This window comes from Achromobacter animicus, from assembly GCF_902859585.1.
In the GTDB taxonomy this organism is placed as follows: domain Bacteria; phylum Pseudomonadota; class Gammaproteobacteria; order Burkholderiales; family Burkholderiaceae_B; genus Achromobacter; species Achromobacter animicus.
Genome location: NZ_CADIJM010000003.1, coordinates 182,780 through 202,532 on the forward strand (window position 1 = coordinate 182,780; position 19,753 = coordinate 202,532).

General features: G+C 64.5%; 21 protein-coding genes. 3 read left to right on the forward strand and 18 right to left on the reverse strand.

Annotated elements, in window-relative coordinates; translation table 11 throughout:
* The 14 genes from lepB to HV681_RS10050 form a co-directional block, all read right to left on the reverse strand.
* Nucleotides 1–888 carry a signal peptidase I gene (gene lepB / locus HV681_RS09985; RefSeq protein ID WP_175122948.1) on the reverse strand — a complete coding sequence of 296 codons (888 nt, stop codon included), beginning with the start codon at nucleotides 886–888 and terminating at the stop codon, nucleotides 1–3.
* Between the two features lie 22 nt (nucleotides 889–910).
* A complete protein-coding gene (lepA, locus tag HV681_RS09990; protein WP_175122949.1) occupies nucleotides 911–2,704 on the reverse strand; it encodes a translation elongation factor 4 in 1,794 nt (597 codons plus the stop codon).
* Nucleotides 2,705–2,996: 292 nt separating this feature from the next.
* Nucleotides 2,997–4,481, reverse strand: a complete 1,485-nt coding sequence (locus HV681_RS09995) for a DegQ family serine endoprotease (RefSeq protein WP_175122950.1) — start codon at nucleotides 4,479–4,481, stop codon at nucleotides 2,997–2,999.
* 38 nt (nucleotides 4,482–4,519) lie between these two features.
* Complete coding sequence (locus HV681_RS10000) at nucleotides 4,520–5,608, reverse strand: MucB/RseB C-terminal domain-containing protein (RefSeq protein ID WP_175122951.1); 1,089 nt, start codon at nucleotides 5,606–5,608, stop codon at nucleotides 4,520–4,522.
* The gene (locus HV681_RS10005; protein WP_105237797.1) at nucleotides 5,608–6,114 is read right to left on the reverse strand and encodes a sigma-E factor negative regulatory protein; all 507 of its coding nucleotides are present in this window, start codon (nucleotides 6,112–6,114) and stop codon (nucleotides 5,608–5,610) included. The genes HV681_RS10000 and HV681_RS10005 overlap by 1 nt, the downstream gene beginning before the upstream one ends.
* 12 nt (nucleotides 6,115–6,126) lie before the next feature.
* Nucleotides 6,127–6,726 (reverse strand): RNA polymerase sigma factor RpoE, encoded by a 600-nt coding sequence (rpoE, locus tag HV681_RS10010; protein ID WP_008161984.1) that lies wholly within the window; start codon nucleotides 6,724–6,726, stop codon nucleotides 6,127–6,129.
* Between the two features lie 492 nt (nucleotides 6,727–7,218).
* The gene (gene fabF / locus HV681_RS10015; protein ID WP_175122952.1) at nucleotides 7,219–8,448 is read right to left on the reverse strand and encodes a beta-ketoacyl-ACP synthase II; all 1,230 of its coding nucleotides are present in this window, start codon (nucleotides 8,446–8,448) and stop codon (nucleotides 7,219–7,221) included.
* A gap of 183 nt (nucleotides 8,449–8,631) precedes the next feature.
* Nucleotides 8,632–8,871 (reverse strand): acyl carrier protein, encoded by a 240-nt coding sequence (gene acpP / locus HV681_RS10020; RefSeq protein ID WP_003813816.1) that lies wholly within the window; start codon nucleotides 8,869–8,871, stop codon nucleotides 8,632–8,634.
* A 191-nt stretch (nucleotides 8,872–9,062) separates the two neighbouring features.
* Complete coding sequence (gene fabG, locus HV681_RS10025) at nucleotides 9,063–9,815, reverse strand: 3-oxoacyl-ACP reductase FabG (protein WP_175122953.1); 753 nt, start codon at nucleotides 9,813–9,815, stop codon at nucleotides 9,063–9,065.
* Between the two features lie 3 nt (nucleotides 9,816–9,818).
* Nucleotides 9,819–10,754: an ACP S-malonyltransferase gene (gene fabD / locus HV681_RS10030; RefSeq protein WP_175122954.1), complete on the reverse strand. Its 936-nt coding sequence runs from the start codon at nucleotides 10,752–10,754 to the stop codon at nucleotides 9,819–9,821.
* 96 nt (nucleotides 10,755–10,850) lie between these two features.
* Nucleotides 10,851–11,837: a beta-ketoacyl-ACP synthase III gene (locus HV681_RS10035; RefSeq protein ID WP_175122955.1), complete on the reverse strand. Its 987-nt coding sequence runs from the start codon at nucleotides 11,835–11,837 to the stop codon at nucleotides 10,851–10,853.
* Nucleotides 11,837–12,904, reverse strand: coding sequence for a phosphate acyltransferase PlsX (plsX, locus tag HV681_RS10040; RefSeq protein ID WP_175122956.1), 1,068 nt, complete (start codon nucleotides 12,902–12,904; stop codon nucleotides 11,837–11,839). Before plsX ends, HV681_RS10035 begins: the two co-directional genes overlap by 1 nt.
* Nucleotides 12,905–12,963: 59 nt before the next feature.
* Nucleotides 12,964–13,146: a 50S ribosomal protein L32 gene (gene rpmF / locus HV681_RS10045; protein WP_006218037.1), complete on the reverse strand. Its 183-nt coding sequence runs from the start codon at nucleotides 13,144–13,146 to the stop codon at nucleotides 12,964–12,966.
* 52 nt (nucleotides 13,147–13,198) lie between these two features.
* Nucleotides 13,199–13,873: a YceD family protein gene (locus HV681_RS10050; RefSeq protein WP_175123347.1), complete on the reverse strand. Its 675-nt coding sequence runs from the start codon at nucleotides 13,871–13,873 to the stop codon at nucleotides 13,199–13,201.
* Between the two features lie 72 nt (nucleotides 13,874–13,945).
* Between HV681_RS10050 and HV681_RS10055 the strand changes: the two genes are divergently transcribed.
* Genes HV681_RS10055 through HV681_RS10065 form a run of 3 tightly spaced genes read left to right on the forward strand, consistent with a single transcriptional unit; the run spans nucleotide 13,946 to nucleotide 16,043 of the window.
* The gene (locus HV681_RS10055; protein ID WP_175122957.1) at nucleotides 13,946–14,548 is read left to right on the forward strand and encodes a Maf-like protein; all 603 of its coding nucleotides are present in this window, start codon (nucleotides 13,946–13,948) and stop codon (nucleotides 14,546–14,548) included.
* Nucleotides 14,545–15,255, forward strand: coding sequence for an SAM-dependent methyltransferase (locus tag HV681_RS10060; RefSeq protein ID WP_175122958.1), 711 nt, complete (start codon nucleotides 14,545–14,547; stop codon nucleotides 15,253–15,255). Before HV681_RS10055 ends, HV681_RS10060 begins: the two co-directional genes overlap by 4 nt.
* Before the next feature lie 2 nt (nucleotides 15,256–15,257).
* Nucleotides 15,258–16,043: an N-acetylmuramoyl-L-alanine amidase gene (locus HV681_RS10065; protein ID WP_175122959.1), complete on the forward strand. Its 786-nt coding sequence runs from the start codon at nucleotides 15,258–15,260 to the stop codon at nucleotides 16,041–16,043.
* Nucleotides 16,044–16,069: 26 nt separating this feature from the next.
* Here the strand turns inward: HV681_RS10065 and msrQ are convergent, their stop codons facing one another.
* The 4 genes from msrQ to HV681_RS10085 all read right to left on the reverse strand — a co-directional run bounded on the left by msrQ (nucleotide 16,070) and on the right by HV681_RS10085 (nucleotide 19,485).
* Complete coding sequence (gene msrQ / locus HV681_RS10070; RefSeq protein WP_175122960.1) at nucleotides 16,070–16,717, reverse strand: protein-methionine-sulfoxide reductase heme-binding subunit MsrQ; 648 nt, start codon at nucleotides 16,715–16,717, stop codon at nucleotides 16,070–16,072.
* Nucleotides 16,718–16,728: 11 nt separating this feature from the next.
* Nucleotides 16,729–17,691 (reverse strand): protein-methionine-sulfoxide reductase catalytic subunit MsrP, encoded by a 963-nt coding sequence (gene msrP / locus HV681_RS10075; RefSeq protein ID WP_175122961.1) that lies wholly within the window; start codon nucleotides 17,689–17,691, stop codon nucleotides 16,729–16,731.
* A gap of 167 nt (nucleotides 17,692–17,858) precedes the next feature.
* Nucleotides 17,859–18,521, reverse strand: coding sequence for an HAD family hydrolase (locus HV681_RS10080; protein WP_175122962.1), 663 nt, complete (start codon nucleotides 18,519–18,521; stop codon nucleotides 17,859–17,861).
* A gap of 1 nt (nucleotide 18,522) precedes the next feature.
* Nucleotides 18,523–19,485, reverse strand: coding sequence for an RluA family pseudouridine synthase (locus HV681_RS10085; protein ID WP_370647791.1), 963 nt, complete (start codon nucleotides 19,483–19,485; stop codon nucleotides 18,523–18,525).
* Nucleotides 19,486–19,753 lie beyond the last annotated feature (268 nt).

A 19,753-nucleotide genomic window follows, 5' to 3' on the forward strand; every position in this document is an offset into this window, starting at 1 on the left:
TCAGTTGAATCGGCCGATACGGCTCAGATCGCTGAAGTTCATCCAGATGAAGAAAGCGCGGCCGACGATGTTGGCTTCCGGAACGAAGCCCCAATACCGGCTGTCCGCGCTGTTGTCCCGATTATCGCCCATGGCGAAATAATTGCCCTCGGGTACTTTGCAGCGTACCCCATTGTGGCTGTATTGGCAGTTTTCACGGAACGGAAAAGTCCACCTTTCCGGGGAATACACCTGCGGAACCTTCTCTTCTAGCAGGATCTTGTGTTCAACGTCGCCCAACTTCTCTTTATATTGCGCGATGTACGAAACACGATCCGGCTCGAAATAGTCACCATCACGCACGTGCGGGACCAGTTCGCCATTGACATAAAGCTTCTTGTCGATGTATGCGACTTCGTCGCCCGGCAGGCCAACGACGCGCTTGATGTAGTCGACGTTCGGATCAACGGGGTACCGGAACACAAATACGTCACCACGCTTGGGCTCGCCGACGGGGATGACCTTCTTGTCGATCACGGGCAGGCGCAGACCATAGCTGAACTTGTTCACCAGGATCAGGTCGCCGGACTGTAGCGTGGGCAGCATCGAGCCGGACGGAATGCGGAACGGCTCAACCACGAACGAGCGCAGCATGAACACGAACAGGATGACGGGAAAGAAGCTGACCGCGTATTCGACCCACCAGGGCACGCGCCGCGCGGCGTCGCCGGCCTCGCGCCGCAGGCGCTCGGCCTCTTGCGCATCGCCCACCAGTGCCGCGTCGTATTGCGCCATCGCGGCCTGAGCGCGGCGCTCGCGCCCCTTGCGCAGTACGGCCAGATCGAGCACCCAGATAACGCCGGTAACCACCAGCAGAATAAAAAGGATCAGGGCAAAGTTCCAACTCATCAGCTAATCGCCTTCTGGGGTTCTATTTGTCTTCCACCTGCAGGATGGCAAGGAACGCCTCCTGCGGAATTTCCACGCTACCCACCTGCTTCATGCGCTTCTTGCCCGCCTTCTGCTTTTCCAGCAGCTTCTTCTTGCGCGAGATGTCGCCGCCGTAGCACTTGGCCAGCACGTTCTTGCGCAGCGCCTTCACGTTCTCGCGCGCGATGATTTCGGCGCCGATGGCCGCCTGGATGACTACGTCGAACATCTGGCGCGGGATCAGGCCGCGCATGCGGGTCACCACGTCGCGCGCACGGTGCCGCGCGTTGCTGCGGTGGACGATGACGGCCAGCGCGTCGACGCGGTCGTTGTTGATCAGCAGGTCGACACGCACCACGTCAGCGGAGCGGTATTCCAGGAATTCGTAGTCCATCGAGGCATAGCCGCGCGACACGGACTTCAGCTTGTCGAAGAAGTCCAGCACGATCTCGGCCAGCGGAATCTCGTACACCAGGTGAACCTGGCGGCCGTGATAGCTCATGTTGACCTGCACGCCGCGCTTGTTGTTGCACAGCGTCATGACCGGACCGACGTAGTCCTGCGGCATGAACAGCGTGACCTTCACGATGGGCTCGCGGATGTCCTGGATCTTGCCGATCTCGGGCATGCGCGACGGGCTTTCCACGGTGATCACGGAGCCATCGCGCTGCTCGACTTCGTACACCACCGACGGCGCGGTGGTGATGATGTCCATGTCGAATTCGCGTTCCAGGCGCTCCTGCACGATTTCCATGTGCAAGAGGCCAAGGAAACCGCAGCGGAAACCGAAGCCCAGCGCTTGCGACACTTCGGGTTCGAACATCAGCGCGGCGTCGTTGAGCTTGAGCTTTTCGAGCGAATCGCGCAGTTGGTCGTATTCGGAGCTTTCGACCGGATACAGCCCGGCGAACACCTGCGGCTTGACTTCCTTGAAGCCCGGCAACGGGTTGGCGGCGGGCTTGTTGGCCAGCGTGACGGTGTCGCCGACCTTGGCGTCTTCAAGCTGCTTGATGCCGGCGATGATGAAGCCCACCTCGCCCGCCGACAGATGCGGACGCTGCTGCGACTTGGGCGTGAACACGCCGGTCTGCTCGCACAGGTGGGTGGCGCCGGACGCCATCAGCAGGATCTTGTCCTTGGGCTTGAGCACGCCATTGATGATGCGCACCAGCATGACCACGCCGACGTAGTTGTCGAACCACGAATCAATGATCAGCGCCTGCAGCGGCGCTTCGGGATCGCCTTCCGGGGCGGGCACGCGGGCCACGATGGTTTCGAGGATTTCGTCGATGCCCATGCCGGTCTTGGCGCTGGCCAGCACGGCGTCCGAGGCGTCGATGCCGATCACGTCCTCGACTTCCTGGCGGGCGCCTTCAGGATCAGCCTGCGGCAGGTCCATCTTGTTCAGCACCGGCACGACTTCCACGCCCAGTTCGATAGCGGTGTAGCAGTTGGCCACCGTCTGCGCTTCCACGCCCTGCGATGCGTCCACCACCAGCAGTGCGCCTTCGCAGGCGGACAGGGACCGGCTGACTTCATACGAGAAGTCCACGTGCCCCGGGGTGTCGATCAGGTTCAGGTTGTAGATCTTGCCGTCCTGCGCCTTGTAATGCAGGGCGGCCGTCTGGGCCTTGATGGTGATGCCGCGCTCGCGCTCGATTTCCATGGAATCGAGGACCTGCGCCGACATCTCGCGATCCGCCAGTCCGCCGCAGCGCTGGATCAGGCGATCGGCCAGGGTCGACTTGCCGTGATCGATGTGGGCAATGATGGAAAAGTTGCGGATATGCTGCATGCTTGAATTTATAAGGGACGGAACAGACGGCACACGGCCGGGAGACACCGCCGCCGGAATGTGCACGGCCGACGTGTGAGGCGCTGACGGGCTAGGCCCGGACAAAACTGAGGGGGCGCCAAGCGCCCCCTCTTGCGGCAACCAGCCATTTTAGCCGGTCTTGAGCCATTTTTTTTGCCCTGGGCGCGCCCCGGGACAAAAAGCGCCCTGGGGTGGCCACACCTGGCGGTTTCCCGCCATGCTGGCTGCCCGGTGGCGGCGCCGGGCAGGCGCCCGCCGGTCCGGGCCGTCATCACTTGGACGCAGGCACCGCTACCCATTGCGTCTGGTCGCCACGGCGCACCAGCAGGCCCGTCGCGCGGCTCTTGTCCAGCTTGGCGACCAGTTCGCCGAACTGCTTTGCGCCGGTGACATCGGTGTCGTTCAGCGCCAACACGATGTCGCCTTCCTGCAGACCCGCCTTCGCGGCCGCGCCATCGGCAACCTTCACCTGGACGCCGCCCTTGATGCGCAGCTTCTTCTGGGTATCGGCGGGGACGTCGATGACGCCCAGGCCCAGCGCGTTGGTGACCTCAGGTTCCGGCGCAGGCTTCTTGCCGGCGGCAGCGGCCTTCTCGGTGGGGATCTCGCCCACCTTGACCGACAGCGTCATGCTCTTGCCCTTGCGCCAGATTTCCATGTCGGCGCGCGTGCCCGGCTTGGTCTCGCCGACGATGCGCGGCAGGTCGGACCAGCGCTTGATCGGTTCCTTGTTGAACTTCAGGATCACGTCGCCCGGCTGCACACCCGCCTGCTCGGCAGGGCCTTCGGCTTCAACGCTGCTGACCAGCGCGCCTTCTGCCTTGGGCAGGCCGATGGCCTCGGCCACATCCTTGCCGACTTCACCGATCTGCACGCCAACCCGGCCACGCGTAACCTTGCCGGTCGTGCGCAGTTGGTCCACCACGCGCATGGCCTCGTCGATCGGAATGGCCAGCGAGATGCCCATGAATCCACCGCTGCGCGAGATGATCTGGGAATTGATGCCCACGACCTCGCCGTCCAGGTTGATCAGCGGGCCGCCCGAATTGCCGGGATTGACCGCCACGTCGGTCTGGATGAACGGCAGGTATTCGCCGGTATCGCGGCCGATAGCGCTGACGATGCCGGAAGTGACGGTGGAATCCAGGCCGAACGGCGAGCCGATGGCGAGCACCCACTGGCCCTTCTTGAGTTTCTTGGGATCGCCGATCACCAGCGGCGTCATGTCCTTGGCTTCGATCTTGATGAGCGCCACGTCCGTGCGCTCGTCCGTGCCGATGACCTTGGCCTTGAACTCGCGTCCGTCGGTCAGGGTGACGTAGATGTCCGTCGCGTCGACGACCACGTGGTTGTTGGTCAGGATGTAGCCGTCGGCCGACACGAAGAAGCCGGAACCCACGCCGCGCGGCACGGTGCGCTCTTCGGGCGGCGTCGGTTGCGGACGCTGGCGCGGATTGGGCGATTGCGGTCCGGGCGGCTGGAATTCGGGACCGAAGAACCAGCGGAACAGTTCGTAGGGATCGCTGCCGCCAGGACCATTGCCGCCGCCGCGCACCGGAACCGTGGCGGTCGTGCGGATGTTGACGACGGCCGGATCGGCCTTTTCAACGATGGCCGTGAAGTCGGGCAATCCGACCGCGGCAGGCGCCGTCTGCGCCACCGTCACCGGCACGTAGGCGGTGGACAGCATGGCCCCCGCCGCGACAGCCGCCAGAAAGCGCCGGAAAAAAGCGTTCGAGACCGTCATTGCTTTCATATGTCACTCCGAAATTGCTGCTTGCGGAACGGCGGGAATTATTTGGCCCCGCCCTCCGCGGGTGCGGCTGCCGCGGGTGCGGGAGGCACGTACTCAGTGGCCTGCGCAAGTTGTTCCAGCGTGGCGGCGGGCACTTCGCCCACCGCGGTCAGCCAGAAATCCGCAATGCGCGCGCCATATACATTGATCGCGCCGCGCTGGGACGCGCCGTGCGCCGGCTGGTGATTGCGCTGGCTGTCATAGGGCTCGATGAAGACCGAGATTGCCGCCAGGCCGTCGGACAGCACCATCTGGCTGACCGGCGATCCGCGCTTCATGGCACGCGAGACCTGCATGATCGTCTTGAAGCCGTTGGGCGCCGGAATGCGCCAACCCTGCGCCGCCAGGTCCACGGGCTGCATGTTGGCCTCGAGCACCTTCCAGTCGCGGGTATTCCAGCGCGAGGACAGCGATTGCGGATCGACTTCGGAGCCCAATCGCAGCGAGGTGAACGACACCTGCTCGACCACGCCACGCGCGGCATTGAGCGTCTGGGCCTTCAGCAGCAGATTGGTTTCGACGTCCGCGCACAGGCGATAGCCGTAACGCAGCTTGTCCAGCGGTTCGATCGTGATCAGCCGGCATTCGCGGCCAGCAACGCGGTGCGGCGTGGGTTCCGTGCGGATCTTGTAGTGTTCCGACAGGTTGGCCGGATCGCCCAGCAACAGGCCCGGGAAGCGATCTCCGCGACGGCGCTCGACAAGCACAGTCTTGCGTTCGGGGATCAGGCACTGCACGTCGTCGTTGTGACGCAGGTATTCTCGCGGCTGGCCGTCAAGGATCTCGAGGCGTTCGCGCTCGCCGGTACCATCGAGGACGTGCACGAGGCGCGAGGACTGGATGACGTCGCCCTGCTGATACATGAAGACGCCGGCGTAGTCCTGCTTGCGGGCCGCCTGCTGGATGCGCGTGAGCAGCTGCACGACGTCTTCGGTCTGGCCGGCCGGCGTGGCGCCAGCGGCGGCCGCGGGACCGTGCGCGGCAAGGAAAGCAGTGAGGAGCGTGGCGGCGAACCAGCCGGCGCGATGAGCCTGCCACGAGGCAGCTCGTCCCAGCACCGGCCAGCGTGATGGAAGCACAAGCGCCATCAACGTCCCGCTCCGACATCGAACGACACCTGCCGGACCGCGCTGGGGCCGGCCATCTGGCGATGGGCCTCCAGGTAGTCGCGCAGGCCCGAGTCGTCGGAGGCCGAAGCCGGCGAGCTGGCGTCGGCCAGCACGCGCACATCCGTCGCCGGCGAGCCGGTGACGTACGGCTGCGCCACCCACGCGACCGTGGCCACTGCGGCGGCAACGGCCAGGCCGGACAGGCCCATGCGCAACGGCGAGCGGCGCCGAGGCGCCGCTACGATGGGCAGTTCCGCGTCCAGCGCGCGCGCCAGGCGGGCCGAGAAGGCCGCGCTGGGCGTCAGCGCCAGATCGGAATTGCGCAGGGAATCACCAATCAAATGATAGGTGTCCCAGGTCTGACGTCCCTCTTTGGACAACAGACTGGGAAGAATATCGTCGGAATCTTCTCCGTCCATCCAGGCGGAAACCGATTCCTCCCAGGAGGACTCGGCGATCTCAACGGATTTGGCTGCTGTTTGCATGACTGCCACTCCTTACCAGCGACGCTCGACATCGGTGTCGAGCAACGGACGCAACTTGGTCGCAATGGCTTCACGCGCACGAAAAATGCGGGAGCGCACCGTACCGATCGGGCAATCCATGCTCTGGGCGATGTCTTCGTAACTCATACCTTCGATTTCACGCAGGACAATTGCGGTGCGCAATTCTTCAGGTAGTTCCTCAATGGCCGCGTTCACCGTCTCGGCGATTTCGCGGCTGGCAACCATGGATTCCGGCGTGCTTATATCCGTTAGGTTGTCGGTTTCGTTAAAAGTTTCACCGTCTTCCGTTTCAATCGCGTTGGGCGCGCTGGGGCGCCGCCCCTGCGAGGCAAGCCAGTTGCGCGCCGTATTGATGGCGATACGGTACAGCCAGGTGTAGAAGGCGCTTTCGCCGCGGAACTGGGGCAAAGCGCGGTAAGCCTTGATGAAGGCCTCCTGCGCCACATCCTCGATTTCGGCGGGATCGCGGATCATCCGGGCCAGCAGACGGAGGATCTTGCGCTGGTACTTGAGCACCAGAAGATCAAATGCCTTCTTGTCGCCCCGCTGCACGCGGGCGACAAGCTCGGCGTCGACTTCGCGCTCGCTCATGAGGCCTCCCGCAAAGGACGCGTCGGGCGTGCCTGCCGCGCCGTGCCCGCGACGAGGCGCAGACGGCGCCAGGATTCGGGTCGCAACGTGTGCTTCCAGACGGTGAGGGTGATTTTGCTAGTGGTAAAGGCCGTACTCCCGGTGGGCAAAGGCTGCAGGATAAGCGTCAGCCACGCTGGGCCCCGTTGCTGGTCCAGCAGCAGCGCGTCCTGCCAGCCTTGCGGCCGGCGTAGCTGCCAGTGGCCAGTCCCGGTCGCGGTACGTAGCGCCGTTACCGGGGACGGGGCGTTCCGAGCCGAGTGTAACAGCCCGGCCAAGAGGAATAGAAGGGCCAGGAGCGCGGCCGCAGCCCAGGCATAACCATGCCAGGCTGCCGCTGTCAGCACGCTGGCCGCCGCAGCGGCCAGCGCCAACCCGAAGAGCGCGACGGCTCCCCTGGGCTGCGAGACAGGTAGGCGGAACGACCAACGCCCCCCGACCAAGTCGTCCAAATCAGACCCGGCGAACGGCCATCGAGCCGTTGGTGCCGCCAAAGCCGAACGAATTGGACAGACCCACGTCGATCTTCATCTGCCGCGCTTCGTTCGCGCAGTAATCCAGATCGCATTCCGGATCCTGATTGAAGATGTTGATCGTCGGAGGCGAGACCTGGTTGTACACAGCGAGCGTCGTGAACACGGCCTCGATGCCGCCGGCCGCGCCCAGCAGGTGGCCGGTCATCGACTTGGTCGAGTTGACCACCAGCTTCTTGGCGTGGTCGCCGAACGCCAGCTTGAGCGCGTCGGTTTCGTTCTTGTCGCCCAGCGGCGTGGACGTGCCATGCGCGTTGACGTACTGGACGTCTTCGGCATTCAGGCCGCCGTTGCGCAGCGCGTTGATCACGCCGCGGCGCGGGCCGTCCTTGTCCGGTGCGGTGATGTGGTGGGCATCGGAGCTCATGCCGTAGCCAGCCAGTTCACCGTAGATACGCGCGCCGCGCTTCTTGGCGTGCTCGTATTCTTCCAGCACCAGGACGCCAGCGCCCTCGCCCAGCACAAAGCCGTCGCGGTCGCGGTCCCAGGGACGCGATGCGGTCTGAGGATCATCGTTGCGGGTCGACAGCGCGCGCATGGCGGCAAAGCCGCCAATGCCCAGCGGCGACACGGTGGATTCGGCGCCGCCAGCCACCATGACGTCGGCATCGCCGTATTCGATAAGGCGTGCGGCATCGCCAATGCAATGCAGGCCGGTCGTGCAGGCCGACACCACGGCGTAGCTGGGGCCCTTCATGCCGTAGGCGATCGACAGATGCCCGGAAATCAGGTTGATCAGCGAACCCGGCACGAAGAACGGCGAAATGCGCCGAGGTCCCTTGGCAAGGTAATCGACCTGGGTTTCTTCGATGCGCGGCAGACCGCCGATGCCGGAGCCCACGATCACGCCGATACGCTCGGCGTTTTCTTCGGTGACTTCCAGGCCGCAATCGCGCCAGGCCTGCATTCCGGCAGCCAGGCCGTAATGGATGAACGTATCCATCTGGCGGGCTTCCTTGGCCGAAATATAGGTACTGATGTCGAAGTCTTTGACTTCGCCAGCAATGTGGGTGGTGATGGCCGAGGGATCGAAACGGGTGATGCGGCTGATGCCAGAACGTCCGTTGACGATATTGTCCCAAGCGGTGGTCAGATCATTTCCTACGGGGGAAACGATACCCAGGCCGGTGATGACGACACGTCGCTTCACGGATGACTCCTCAAACAGACAAAAGAAAGGCGGTTTTCGGGATGCGCTGCGCGTGTGGACCACATGAAGGCAGGTGAGGCATTACAACGCCCGACCTGCCGGTGGACCACACGGCACTCCTGAAACCGCCCTGATTCCAGGTTGGCCGACGAAATCGGGCAACCAGGACGATATAGGCTGAGCTTACTGCTTACCGTGCGAATTGATGTAGTCAATCGCTTGTTGCACGGTCGTGATCTTTTCGGCCTCTTCGTCGGGGATCTCGGTCTCGAATTCGTCTTCGAGGGCCATGACCAGTTCGACCATGTCGAGCGAATCGGCACCGAGGTCGTCAAGGAAGGAGGACTCGTTCTTGATCTCGGCTTCGTTGACGCCAAGTTGTTCAGCGACGATCTTCTTGACGCGCTGTTCGATGCTTTCCATGCAGATCTCCAATTGGGAAAAATCCCGCGAATTATAGCCAAGCGCGGAGTGATGCAACGCCTGACCGTGACAAAAATAACACCGCGCATTTGTTCTGTCGCCGAGACCGGCGCAGGTTGACCATGTGCGGCGTTTCCGGAGAATCGCGCGCCGCCTTGCCGGCTGCCCGGCGGCGGCGCGTGATTCGTGATTTATTGCATGTACATCCCGCCGTTGACGTGCAGGGTGGTGCCGGTAATGTAACCCGCCTGCGGTCCGGACAAAAAGGCCACGGCATGCGCAATGTCAGCCGGCGAGCCCAAACGGCCCAGCGGAATCTGTTGCAGCAGCGCCGCAGTCTGGTTTTCACCCAGCGCACGCGTCATGTCGGTATCGATGAAGCCAGGCGCCACGCAGTTCACGGTGATGTTGCGGCTGCCCAGTTCACGTGCCAGAGCACGCGCCATGCCCGCCACGCCCGCCTTCGCGGCAGCGTAATTGGCTTGGCCCGCATTGCCGCTGGAGCCCACCACGGAAGTCACGTTGATGATGCGTCCCCAGCGGGCCTTCATCATGCTGCGCAACACGGCGCGCGACAGGCGGAAGACGGAAGCCAGGTTGGTGTCGATGACGGCCGACCAATCGTCGTCCTTCATGCGCATCGCCAGCGTATCACGGGTGATGCCGGCGTTATTGACGAGGATGTGCGGACCGCCGCCTTCCTTGCCCAGCGCGTCGATCAGCGCATCGCAGGCAGCGGCGTCGGTCACGTCCAGCACCACGCCGCGGCCGCCGAACGGCGCCAGCGCTTCGGTGATGCCAGCCGCGCCCGATTCGGACGTGGCGGTGCCGACGACGGTTGCGCCGCGTCCGGCCAGTTCCAGGGCGATCGCCCGGCCAATGCCGCGGGTCGCGCCCGTGACGAGCGCGATCTTGCCCTGCAGTTCGGTCGAGGTGTTGTCCATTGATCAGTTTCCGTTGACGGCTGCCATCGCCGCTTCCAGCGAAGCAGGATCGGTGATGGCCAGCCCGGTGAGTTCGGGGTCGATGCGCTTGGTCAGGCCAGCAAGCACCTTGCCCGGACCGCATTCGATGACGTGCGTGACGCCTTGCGCCTTCATGGCGCGCAGGGTTTCGACCCAGCGCACAGGATGCCACGCCTGACGAACCAGCGCATCGCGGATCGCGTCGGGGTCGGTGGGCGAAGCCACATCGACGTTGTTGATGACCTGCACTTGCGGCGCGGACACAGCGGCGCCAGCGAGCGCGCCAGCCAGCACGTCGGCGGCGGGCTTGAGCAGGCTGGAGTGGAACGGCGCGGATACGGGCAGCAGCAAGGCGCGCTTGGCGCCGGCAGCCTTGGCCAGTTCGCAGGCGCGTTCGACTGCTGCCTTGTGGCCGGCGATCACGACTTGCGCGGGCGCATTGAAGTTGACGGCTTCGACCACTTCACCTTGTGCGGCTTGCGCACACGCGGCGCGCACGGCGTCGTCGTCCAGGCCCAGGATGGCGGCCATGGCGCCGGTGCCGACCGGAACGGCGGCCTGCATGGCGTCAGCCCGCACGCGCACCAGGCGCACGGCGTCTTCCAGCGCCAGCGAACCGGCGGCGGTCAGCGCGGCGTATTCGCCCAGGCTGTGGCCGGCCACGACATCAGGCTTGCGGCCGCCCGCGGCGATCCAGGCGTTGTAAAAAGCAACGCCGGCGGTCAGCATGGCCGGCTGCGTGTTGGTGGTCAGGTTGAGCTGTTCGACGGGACCCTGCGCGATCAGCGCGCCCAGGTCCTGACCCAGCGCCTGCGAGGCCCGTGCGACGGTGTCGGTGACCGCCGCGACGCCAGACCAGGCGTCCAGCATGCCGACAGCTTGCGAACCCTGGCCAGGAAAGACAAAAGCGATTTTCATGATTGAGCGTGTGGATTGATTCAGTGTCTGTGTGGAATGCCAGGCGCGCTCTCCGGCCGCCCGCGGCACACATGCCGCCGCGGCCAGGGCACACCCTTACATGCGAGCCAGTACCGAGCCCCAGGTGAATCCGCCGCCCACGCCCTGCATCAGGATGAGCTGGCCCGGCTTGACGCGGCCGTCGCGGCGCGCGGCATCGAGCGCAAGCGGCACGCTGGCCGCGGACGTGTTGGCGTGACTGTCGACGGTGATGACGACCTTCTCGACGGGCACGTCCAGCTTGCGAGCCAGGAAATTCAGGATGCGCACGTTGGCCTGATGCGGGATCAGCCAATCGACGTCGGCAACGGTGACGCCGGCTTCGGCGCAGGTGTCGCGCGCCGAGCGGTCCAGGACGGTGACGGCCTGCTTGAAGACGGCCTGGCCGTCCATGCGCAGGAACGGATCGCCCGTGACGTCGCCGTAGGCCACGTTGCCCGCGGCGCTGAGGATCTTCATCTGGCTGCCGTCGGCATGCAGTTGCGCGGCCAGGATGCCGGGCGTGTCGGAGGCCTTCAGCACAACAGCGCCGGCGCCGTCACCGAACAGCACGCAGGTGCTGCGGTCGTTCCAGTCGAGGATGCGCGAGAACACTTCGGCGCCGATCACCAGCGCGCAGCGCGCGCGGCCCGCGCGGATGAAGCTGTCGGCGGTAGTGAGCGCGTAGACGAAGCCGCTGCACACGGCCTGCACGTCGAACGCGGCCGAACCCTTGGCGCCAAGGTTGGCCTGCACCAGGCAGGCCGTGCTGGGAAACACGAAATCGGGCGTGGACGTGGCCACGATGACGAGATCGATTTCGGAAGCATCAACGCCCGCATCGGCCAGCGCGCGGCGCGAGGCCTCGGTGGCCAGCTGGCTGGTGGTCACGCCACGCTCGGCCAGATGGCGCTGACGGATGCCCGTGCGCTCGACAATCCATTCGTCGGAGGTGGCGATATCGCGCGTCGCCAGTTCCGCAGCCAGTTCGTCATTCGAAACCACGCGTTCCGGCAGGAAGCTGCCGGTGCCCGCGATCACGGAGTATTTCATTGCGGTATCCATCAAGCGGTATCCCCAGCCACGTTGGGCGACGCCGCCGATGGGCGATCGCCGGATTGAACGCGCTTGGTAATTTGAGCGACCGTTTGCGCGGTGCGCTCCAGCAGTTTACTCACTACGGCTTCGCGCGCGCGTTGCAAGGCAAAACCGAAGGCGTAAACGTCCGCGGATCCGTGGCTCTTGATGACGACGCCACGCAAGCCGAGCAAAGCCGCGCCGTTGTAGCGGCGGTTGTCCACGCGGTTGCGCAGGCGGTTCAGCACAGGCTTGGCCACCGCGCCGGCGATCAGCGTGATCAGATTGCGCTTGAACTCTTCGCGAATGATGCTGGACAGCATCTTCGCCAGTCCTTCCACGGACTTGAGCACGACGTTGCCGACAAAGCCGTCGCAGACGACGACGTCGACCGTGCCCTTGAAGATGTCATTGCCTTCGACGTTGCCGTAGAAGTTCAGCGGGCTGCCGCGCAGAAGCTCGGCGGCTTCCTTGACGACTTCGTTGCCCTTGATGACTTCTTCGCCAATGTTCAGCAAGCCCACGGTGGGGTTGTCGCGATGGTCCACCGCCTGCGACAGCGCGGCGCCCATGATGGCGAATTGCAACAGGTGCTCGGCCGTGCAGTCCACATTCGCGCCCAGGTCCAGCACCGTGGTGGCGCGGCCCGTCTGGTTCGGAATGGACGTGGCGATCGCCGGGCGATCAATGCCGTCCAGCGTCTTGAGCACATAACGTGAGATGGCCATCCAGGCGCCCGTGTTGCCTGCGGAAATGCAGGCGTCCGCCCGCCCATCCTTGACGGACTGGGCAGCGAGGCGCATGGAGGAGTCTTTTTTGCGGCGCAGGGCGACCTCGACCGGGTCGTCCATGGTGACGACTTCGGAAGCCGCCACGATCTCAAAGCGATCGCGCGCCACGTTGCGGTGCTCGGAGAGCGCCGCTTCGATAGCGTCGGGAAGCCCGACCAGCAATAGCCGGGTGTCCGGAAATTGCCGGGCGAACTCGATCGCAGCCGGAATCGTGACGGGCAGACCGAAGTCTCCGCCCATACAGTCTATGGAGATGCGTATCACGGGTGCCAGGTATCAGCGCTCAGCCGAAATGGTCCGAGTACGAGTTCGGCCCGGGGGCCTTATTCGTCGGCCTTGGTCTTCAGGACCTTGCGGCCACGGTAGAAGCCGTTGGGGCTGATGTGGTGACGCAGGTGCGTTTCACCGGTGTTGGGTTCGATGGCGGTCGACGGGGCCACCAGAAAATCGTGCGAACGGTGCATACCGCGCTTGGAGGGGGACTTCTTGTTTTGTTGAACGGCCATGATGACTCCTAGAAACGGGGCGCATTGTACGCGATGCGGCCCGATGTTGATCTCAATCTTTGTGCTTCAGTTGTTCCAGCACCGCAAACGGCGACGGACGCTTGACAGCGGGCTCCTCTTCAGAAGCTTCGCTGGCCTTGGCCTGCGCGCCCGGGCATACATCATGCTTGGGCACATACGGAATGCTCAGAATGAGCTCATCTTCGATCTGGGCCAACAGATCAAAATGATGCGAACCCACCACCTTTTCAGGTTGCTGGGCCACAGAATCCCTTCCTACGCCTTCGTCGTCCTCGTCGTCGTCATCGTCGCCTTGATCGGCAAAGGAATGATCATCGTCGAGGTCGTCTTCGGATTTGACCAGTTGCAGCACGACTTCGCTGTCGACCGGATACGCAAACGGCGCATTGCACCGCTGGCACACAACCACCGGATTTGCCTTCACATGCAGGCGCAAAAGCGATTGGCCCATCAGCAAGCCGGTTTTGCCTTCTTCGCCTTGCACGGACCAGGTCACGAGTCCGGCTTCGCCCAGCGGTTGCTCGGGCAGGCCATCGACCACGCGGGCAAGACGCACCAAGGCGATGCTGCCTTGCGCGCTTTTACCCAGACGGGCAAAGGCGAAGGCGTCGATGCGCTTGACGTCAGAGTCCGCCGCATTCACACCAGCACCGGCCGATCCGTCCGCGCGGCGACTCGCATCGCCAGGCTTTCCCTTCGGTGTCATGTTGATGTTCCTGCAAAAATGCCGCAAAACGTTAGATAATACTGTGACTTACGTATTACCGTCAAATGCCGCATGCCCCACAAACCTAGCTTGATCCTCGCGTCCAGCTCGCGATACCGCAAAGAACTGTTGTCGCGCCTGCGGCTGCCCTTTTCCGCGATTTCCCCCGATGTAGACGAAACGCCACAACCCGGCGAAACCCCCGAGGTGCTGGCGCTGCGCCTGTCCGTCGCGAAGGCGATGGTGGTGGCGGAAAAACATCCGGGCAGCATCGTGATCGGCTCTGACCAGGTTGCCACCGTGGACGGCGCCCCCATCGGCAAGCCGGGCGACTTCACGCGGGCCCAGGCGCAACTGCGCGCGCTGTCGGGCAGACTGGTGGAGTTTCACAGCGCGCTGGCCGTGACCGACGGCCAACGCGTGGAAAAGGCCGACATTGTGACGCGCTGCCGGTTCCGCCAACTGTCCGACCATGCCATCGACGCCTACCTGCGCGCCGAAGAGCCTTACGATACCGCAGGCAGCGCCAAGGCGGAAAGCCTGGGCATTGCCCTGATGGAAAGCATTCAAAGCGACGATCCAACCGCCATCATAGGCCTGCCGCTGATCGAGTTGACACGCATGCTGGCAACTTTCGGACTGGATCCGCTCGACGCCCCGGGAGCATCCGCATGACCGGCGCCCTGCACCTGATTCCGGTCAGCCTGGGCGATGCGCCCCCCGAGCGCTGGCTGCCAGCCGACGTGCGCGCGCTGGCCGGCCGGCTGGACACCTACATCGCCGAGAACGCCAAGACCGCCCGCGCCTTCCTGAAGCTCATCGGCACCACCCGGCCGCTGCAGGAAATCACCATCCACACCCTCACCGACAAGGCCGACGCCGCGCAGATCAAGGCATGGCTCGACCCCGCAAAGCGCGGCGCGGAGATCGGCCTGGTTTCCGAGGCAGGCTGCCCCGCCGTCGCGGACCCCGGCGCCAAGGTCGTGGACGCAGCGCACCGCATGGGGATCGCCGTCAAACCCTGGGTAGGCCCCTCTTCGATTCTGCTGGGCTTGATGGCCAGCGGCCTGGACGGGCAGCGTTTCGCCTTTCATGGTTATGCCCCGGTGGAACCCGGCGAACGTGCCAAGCAACTGCGCGCCTGGGAGCAGCACTCGGCCCGCCACAACCAGACGCAGTTGTTGATCGAGACCCCGTACCGCAACGCGGCGATGTTTGCCACGCTGATCGCCACCCTGAAGGGCGACACCAAGCTGTGCGTGGCGCGCTCGATGACGACGGCAGACGAATGGGTGGTCACCCATACGGTGGCCGACTGGAAGAAGCTGCCGGCGCCTCAGCTGGACAAGCTGCCGACGCTGTTCCTGTACCTGGCGCGCTGATCATGATCCGCCTATTTTCCACGCTGCTGGCCGCGGCGGTTCTGGCCGGCTGCGCGGCGCGCGGGCCCGCCGGCCTGGATCTTGACACTTCGATCACCGCCGTCAGCCAGAGCAGCCGGGTGCGATCCGTGGTCGTGCACTACACCACGGTCAACGACGCCGAGTCGCTGCGCCTGCTTTCCAAGGGCAAGGTCAGCGCGCATTACCTGCTGGACCTGGATGGCCGCGCCCATCGGCTGGTCGACGAAAACCGCGCCGCATGGCACGCCGGGGCCAGTTCCTGGTACGGCAACATCGCAACGAACAGCACCTCGATCGGCATCGAGATCGTCAATCCGGGCTGGACCGAAGGCAGCGACGGGGAGCGCGTCTGGCACCCCTACGACGACCGCCAGGTCCGGGCGCTGACCATCCTGCTGCGCGACATCATCCGCCGGCACAACATCGTGCCGGAGAACGTCGTGGGCCACAGCGACATCGCGCCGCAGCGCAAGGTGGATCCGGGCCCGCTGTTCCCCTGGAAGACGCTGGCGGACGCGGGTATCGGGCGCTGGTACAACGAGGCAGGCGCGGCCCAGCATCTGGCTCGCCTGCAGATCGAAGGCGTGCCGGATGTCGCATGGTTTCAGAAGCAGCTGCAGCGGCTTGGCTACGCCAGTCCGCAGGACGGCACTTTGGACCGCGCAACGATCAACACGCTGGCCGCGTTCCAGATGCACTACCGCCCTGCCCTGCACGATGGCCAGCCCGACGCGGAAACCGCGGCCATCATGCTGGCCATGCAGTAGCTACGGCGCCCCAGCGCGCTAGCGGACTACGCCCGCGCGCGCCACCAGGCAACGACGCGCCAACCCAGCAGCACGGCCAGCACCGCGGCGTAGATCGCGGGCTCGGACAGGTCATTCTTGCCCGCCTTGTGCCACCAGTAGTGCAGAATCGCCAGCAGGCCGATGGCATAGATGGCCCGGTGCAGCGTCTGCCAGCGCTTGCCCAACCGCCGCATCGCCCACTGCGTCGACGTGGCCGCCAGAGCGGTCATCAGCACGAAGGCCGAAAATCCCACCATGATGAAGGGACGTTCGACGATGTCACGCACCATTTCGGCGGGATCGAACCCGCGGTCCCACCATACCCACGCCATGAAATGCAGCGCCGCGTAGAAGAACGCGAACAATCCGCACATGCGCCGAACGCGTACCAGCGCGGGCTGCCCCGCCAGACGGCGCAGCGGCGTGATGGCCAGGGTGACCAGCAGGCATACCAGTGCCCAGGTGCCAGACGATCGCGTCAGGAATTCAACGGGATTTGCCGTGAGGCCGTCGTGCATTCCCAGCCATATCCAGCGCGCGAACGGCGCCAGGCCCAGCAGAAAGAGCAGCGGCTTGAAGCGCCCGATCGTCCGGGCCGAAAGCTGCGCCTTCCTGGGTGCCGCAGCCGAGGCAGCGCGAGGAGCAACGGACACGGATCAGCGCCTCAGTAATTGGCCTTCAGGTCCATGCCCTGATAAAGCGACGCCACCTGATCGCCGTAGCCGTTGAACATGAGCGTCTTGCGTTTGGGCGTGAACAGGCCGTCCTCACCGATGCGGCGCTCGGTGGCCTGGCTCCAGCGAGGATGCGCGACGTTAGGGTTCACATTGGCGTAGAAGCCGTATTCTTGCGGGGCCGACTTGACCCAGGACGTGACGGGCGGCTTTTCCACCAGCCGGATCTTCACCAGCGATTTGCCCGACTTGAATCCATACTTCCACGGCACGGCCAACCGCAGGGGCGCTCCGTTCTGGTTGGGCAGCACGCGCCCATAGACGCCAAAGACCAGCATCGCCAGCGGATGCATGGCTTCGTCCAGGCGCAACCCCTCCACATACGGCCACTCCAGGATGGCAGCGCGCACGCCCGGCATGTTTTCCCGCTGAACGGCAGTGACAAATTCGACGTACTTGGCGTTGCCATTCGGCTCCACCTGCTTGAGCACCTCGGACAGCGAATACCCAACCCACGGAATGACCATGGACCAGCCCTCGACGCAGCGCAGGCGGTAGACGCGGTCTTCCATGGGCGCGAGCTTGAGCAACTCTTCGATGGTGAACGTGCGCGGCTTGTTGACCTCGCCCTCGACGCTCACGGTCCACGGCCGGGTCTGCAACTTGCCAGCATTTTTGGCCGGTTCGCCCTTATCTACGCCGAACTCGTAGTAATTGTTGTAGGACGTGATGTCTGCCAGTGACGTCTGCTTATCCATGATGCTGAACGCAGGGTTGGACTTGCCCGGCAGCGCGCCGGCGTCCTGCGCGTGGGCGGCGCGCGTAGCCCAGCCGGGCAGCCCGACGGCAGCAGCGGCAGCGCCGGCGCGCAACATGAGTTCGCGGCGCGACCGCCACACGGCCTCGGAAGTGATCTCGGACGGCAAAAAGTCGTCGGGCTTGCGTATCAGCATCGTAATCTCCGGTATGGCGCCGCGCTCCGTGAGCGCGCGCCCGCGTCAACCATGGACGCTGGACGGGGCTATCTTATTCCGCAGCGGCCTCGCGAAGCACGCGCAGCGCCTTTCGGATAGACCCGCCGGACCGGCGGACGTTCCTAGCGGCCTTCATCAGCCAGAGCCTACGCGCCGGCACTCACGCGCGGCATAAGCCATTCGCGCACGAGCGGAACGGTGTCCAGCACTGCTTGCGGGGCACATCCCTCAAGCTCCTTCAGGGTGTGTGCACCGTAGGTGACCCCCAGACCGTGCACACCCGCGTTGCAGGCCATCTGCAGATCATGCGATGTGTCGCCCACCATGATGACCCGCGACGGATCCACGTCCAGTTCCTGCATCAGTTCGTGCAGCATGGCCGGATGCGGCTTGCTGAAGGTCTCGTCGGCGGTGCGGGTCGCGTCGAACAGAGGGCCCAGGCCGGTCGCGGCCAGCGCGCGCGTCAGGCCGACGCGGCTCTTGCCCGTGGCGACAGCGAGCCGCACGTTCTGGCTGGCCAGGTCGGTCAGCAACTCGTTGATGCCCTCGAACAGGCGCAATTCCGGATCGCGCAGCAGGTAGTGCGTGCGGTAGCGCTCAAGGAAGCGAGGCAGCATGGCCTGCGTCAATTCGGGGACGGCACGGCGCAACGCGCTTTCGAGCGAAAGGCCGATGACCCAGCTTGCCTCGGACGCGGACGGCACCGCCAGATCCAGATCGCGGCAAGCGCCCTGAATGGCGGCCACGATGCTGTGCGTGGAATCCATCAGGGTGCCATCCCAGTCAAAGACGACCAGCGAATACGACATATCAGGCAGACTCCAGTGTTTTCAGGATGTTCCGGCAAGCTGGCGGCAGCTCGGCGGTCAGTGTCATGACCTCACCCGTCAGCGGGTGAGGCAGGGTGAGGCTGTGAGCGTGCAGGAACATGCGGTTGAAGCCCTGCCGCGCGAATTGCGCACGTACGTCGTCGTGGCCGTATTTGTCGTCCCCGACGATGGGAAAGCCGCTGGATGCCAGATGGACCCGGATCTGGTGGGTGCGTCCGGTGCGCAGCTCGGCGTCGACCAGACTGTAACCGCCAAAACGCTGTTTGAGCGTGACAATCGTGTGCGCCGTTTGCCCGTCCGGATCCACCTTGACGCGGCGCTCGCCGGACTGCGTGGTCCATTTGGTCAGGGACAGCTTGATGTGCTGGCGGTCGTTGACCCAATCGCCCTCTACCAGCGCGAAATAATGCTTGTCGCTCCGGCCCTCGCGCAGCATGGCGTGCAGCGCCAGCAGCGCGCTGCGCTTCTTGGCGACCATCAACAGCCCCGAGGTTTCGCGGTCCAGCCGGTGCACCAGTTCCAGGAACTTGGCCTGCGGGCGCGCGGCGCGCAGTTGTTCGATCACGCCGAACGAGACTCCGCTGCCGCCGTGAACGGCAACACCGGCCGGCTTGTCCACCACGAGCATGGCGTCGTCTTCAAAGACGATCGGGAATTCGGCGGCGGGCACGGGTCGGGGCTTGCCGGGGTCAGGCAGGCGCAGGGGCGGGATGCGGACGACGTCGCCTTCCTCAACCCGGTAATCCACCTGGATGCGTCCCTTGTTGACGCGGACTTCGCCGCCGCGGATCGCCTTGTAGATGTGCGTCTTGGGCACCCCCTTGCACAGCCGCATGAGGAAGTTGTCCAGACGCTGGCCGGCATGCTCGGCGCCCACTTCAACCATGCGGACGGCGGGGGCTGCTTTAGAGGCGGATACGGGGGAGGAAGTTTCTTTGCGCATTGCGGAAAGCGACATATAATCGGGACAGCCTTAAGGGGCTGAACTAGCCGCCTGGCGTAGAGATGCAACCAACACGCAACTCCGTCGAGCGCGCGGGCCGCCATTGTACTGCCTGCTCATTCAACCCCTGGGTCTCTTGGTCGCCGGCGCAACCGAGCCCTGCGGAATAGTGGTGTGGCATTCATCTTGCCCGCTGTTCCGGCAGGTCCGTTGCATGCCGCAAGCGGCTCTGAAGCACTGCAAGAATCGTCGCATATTTAAAGCACCA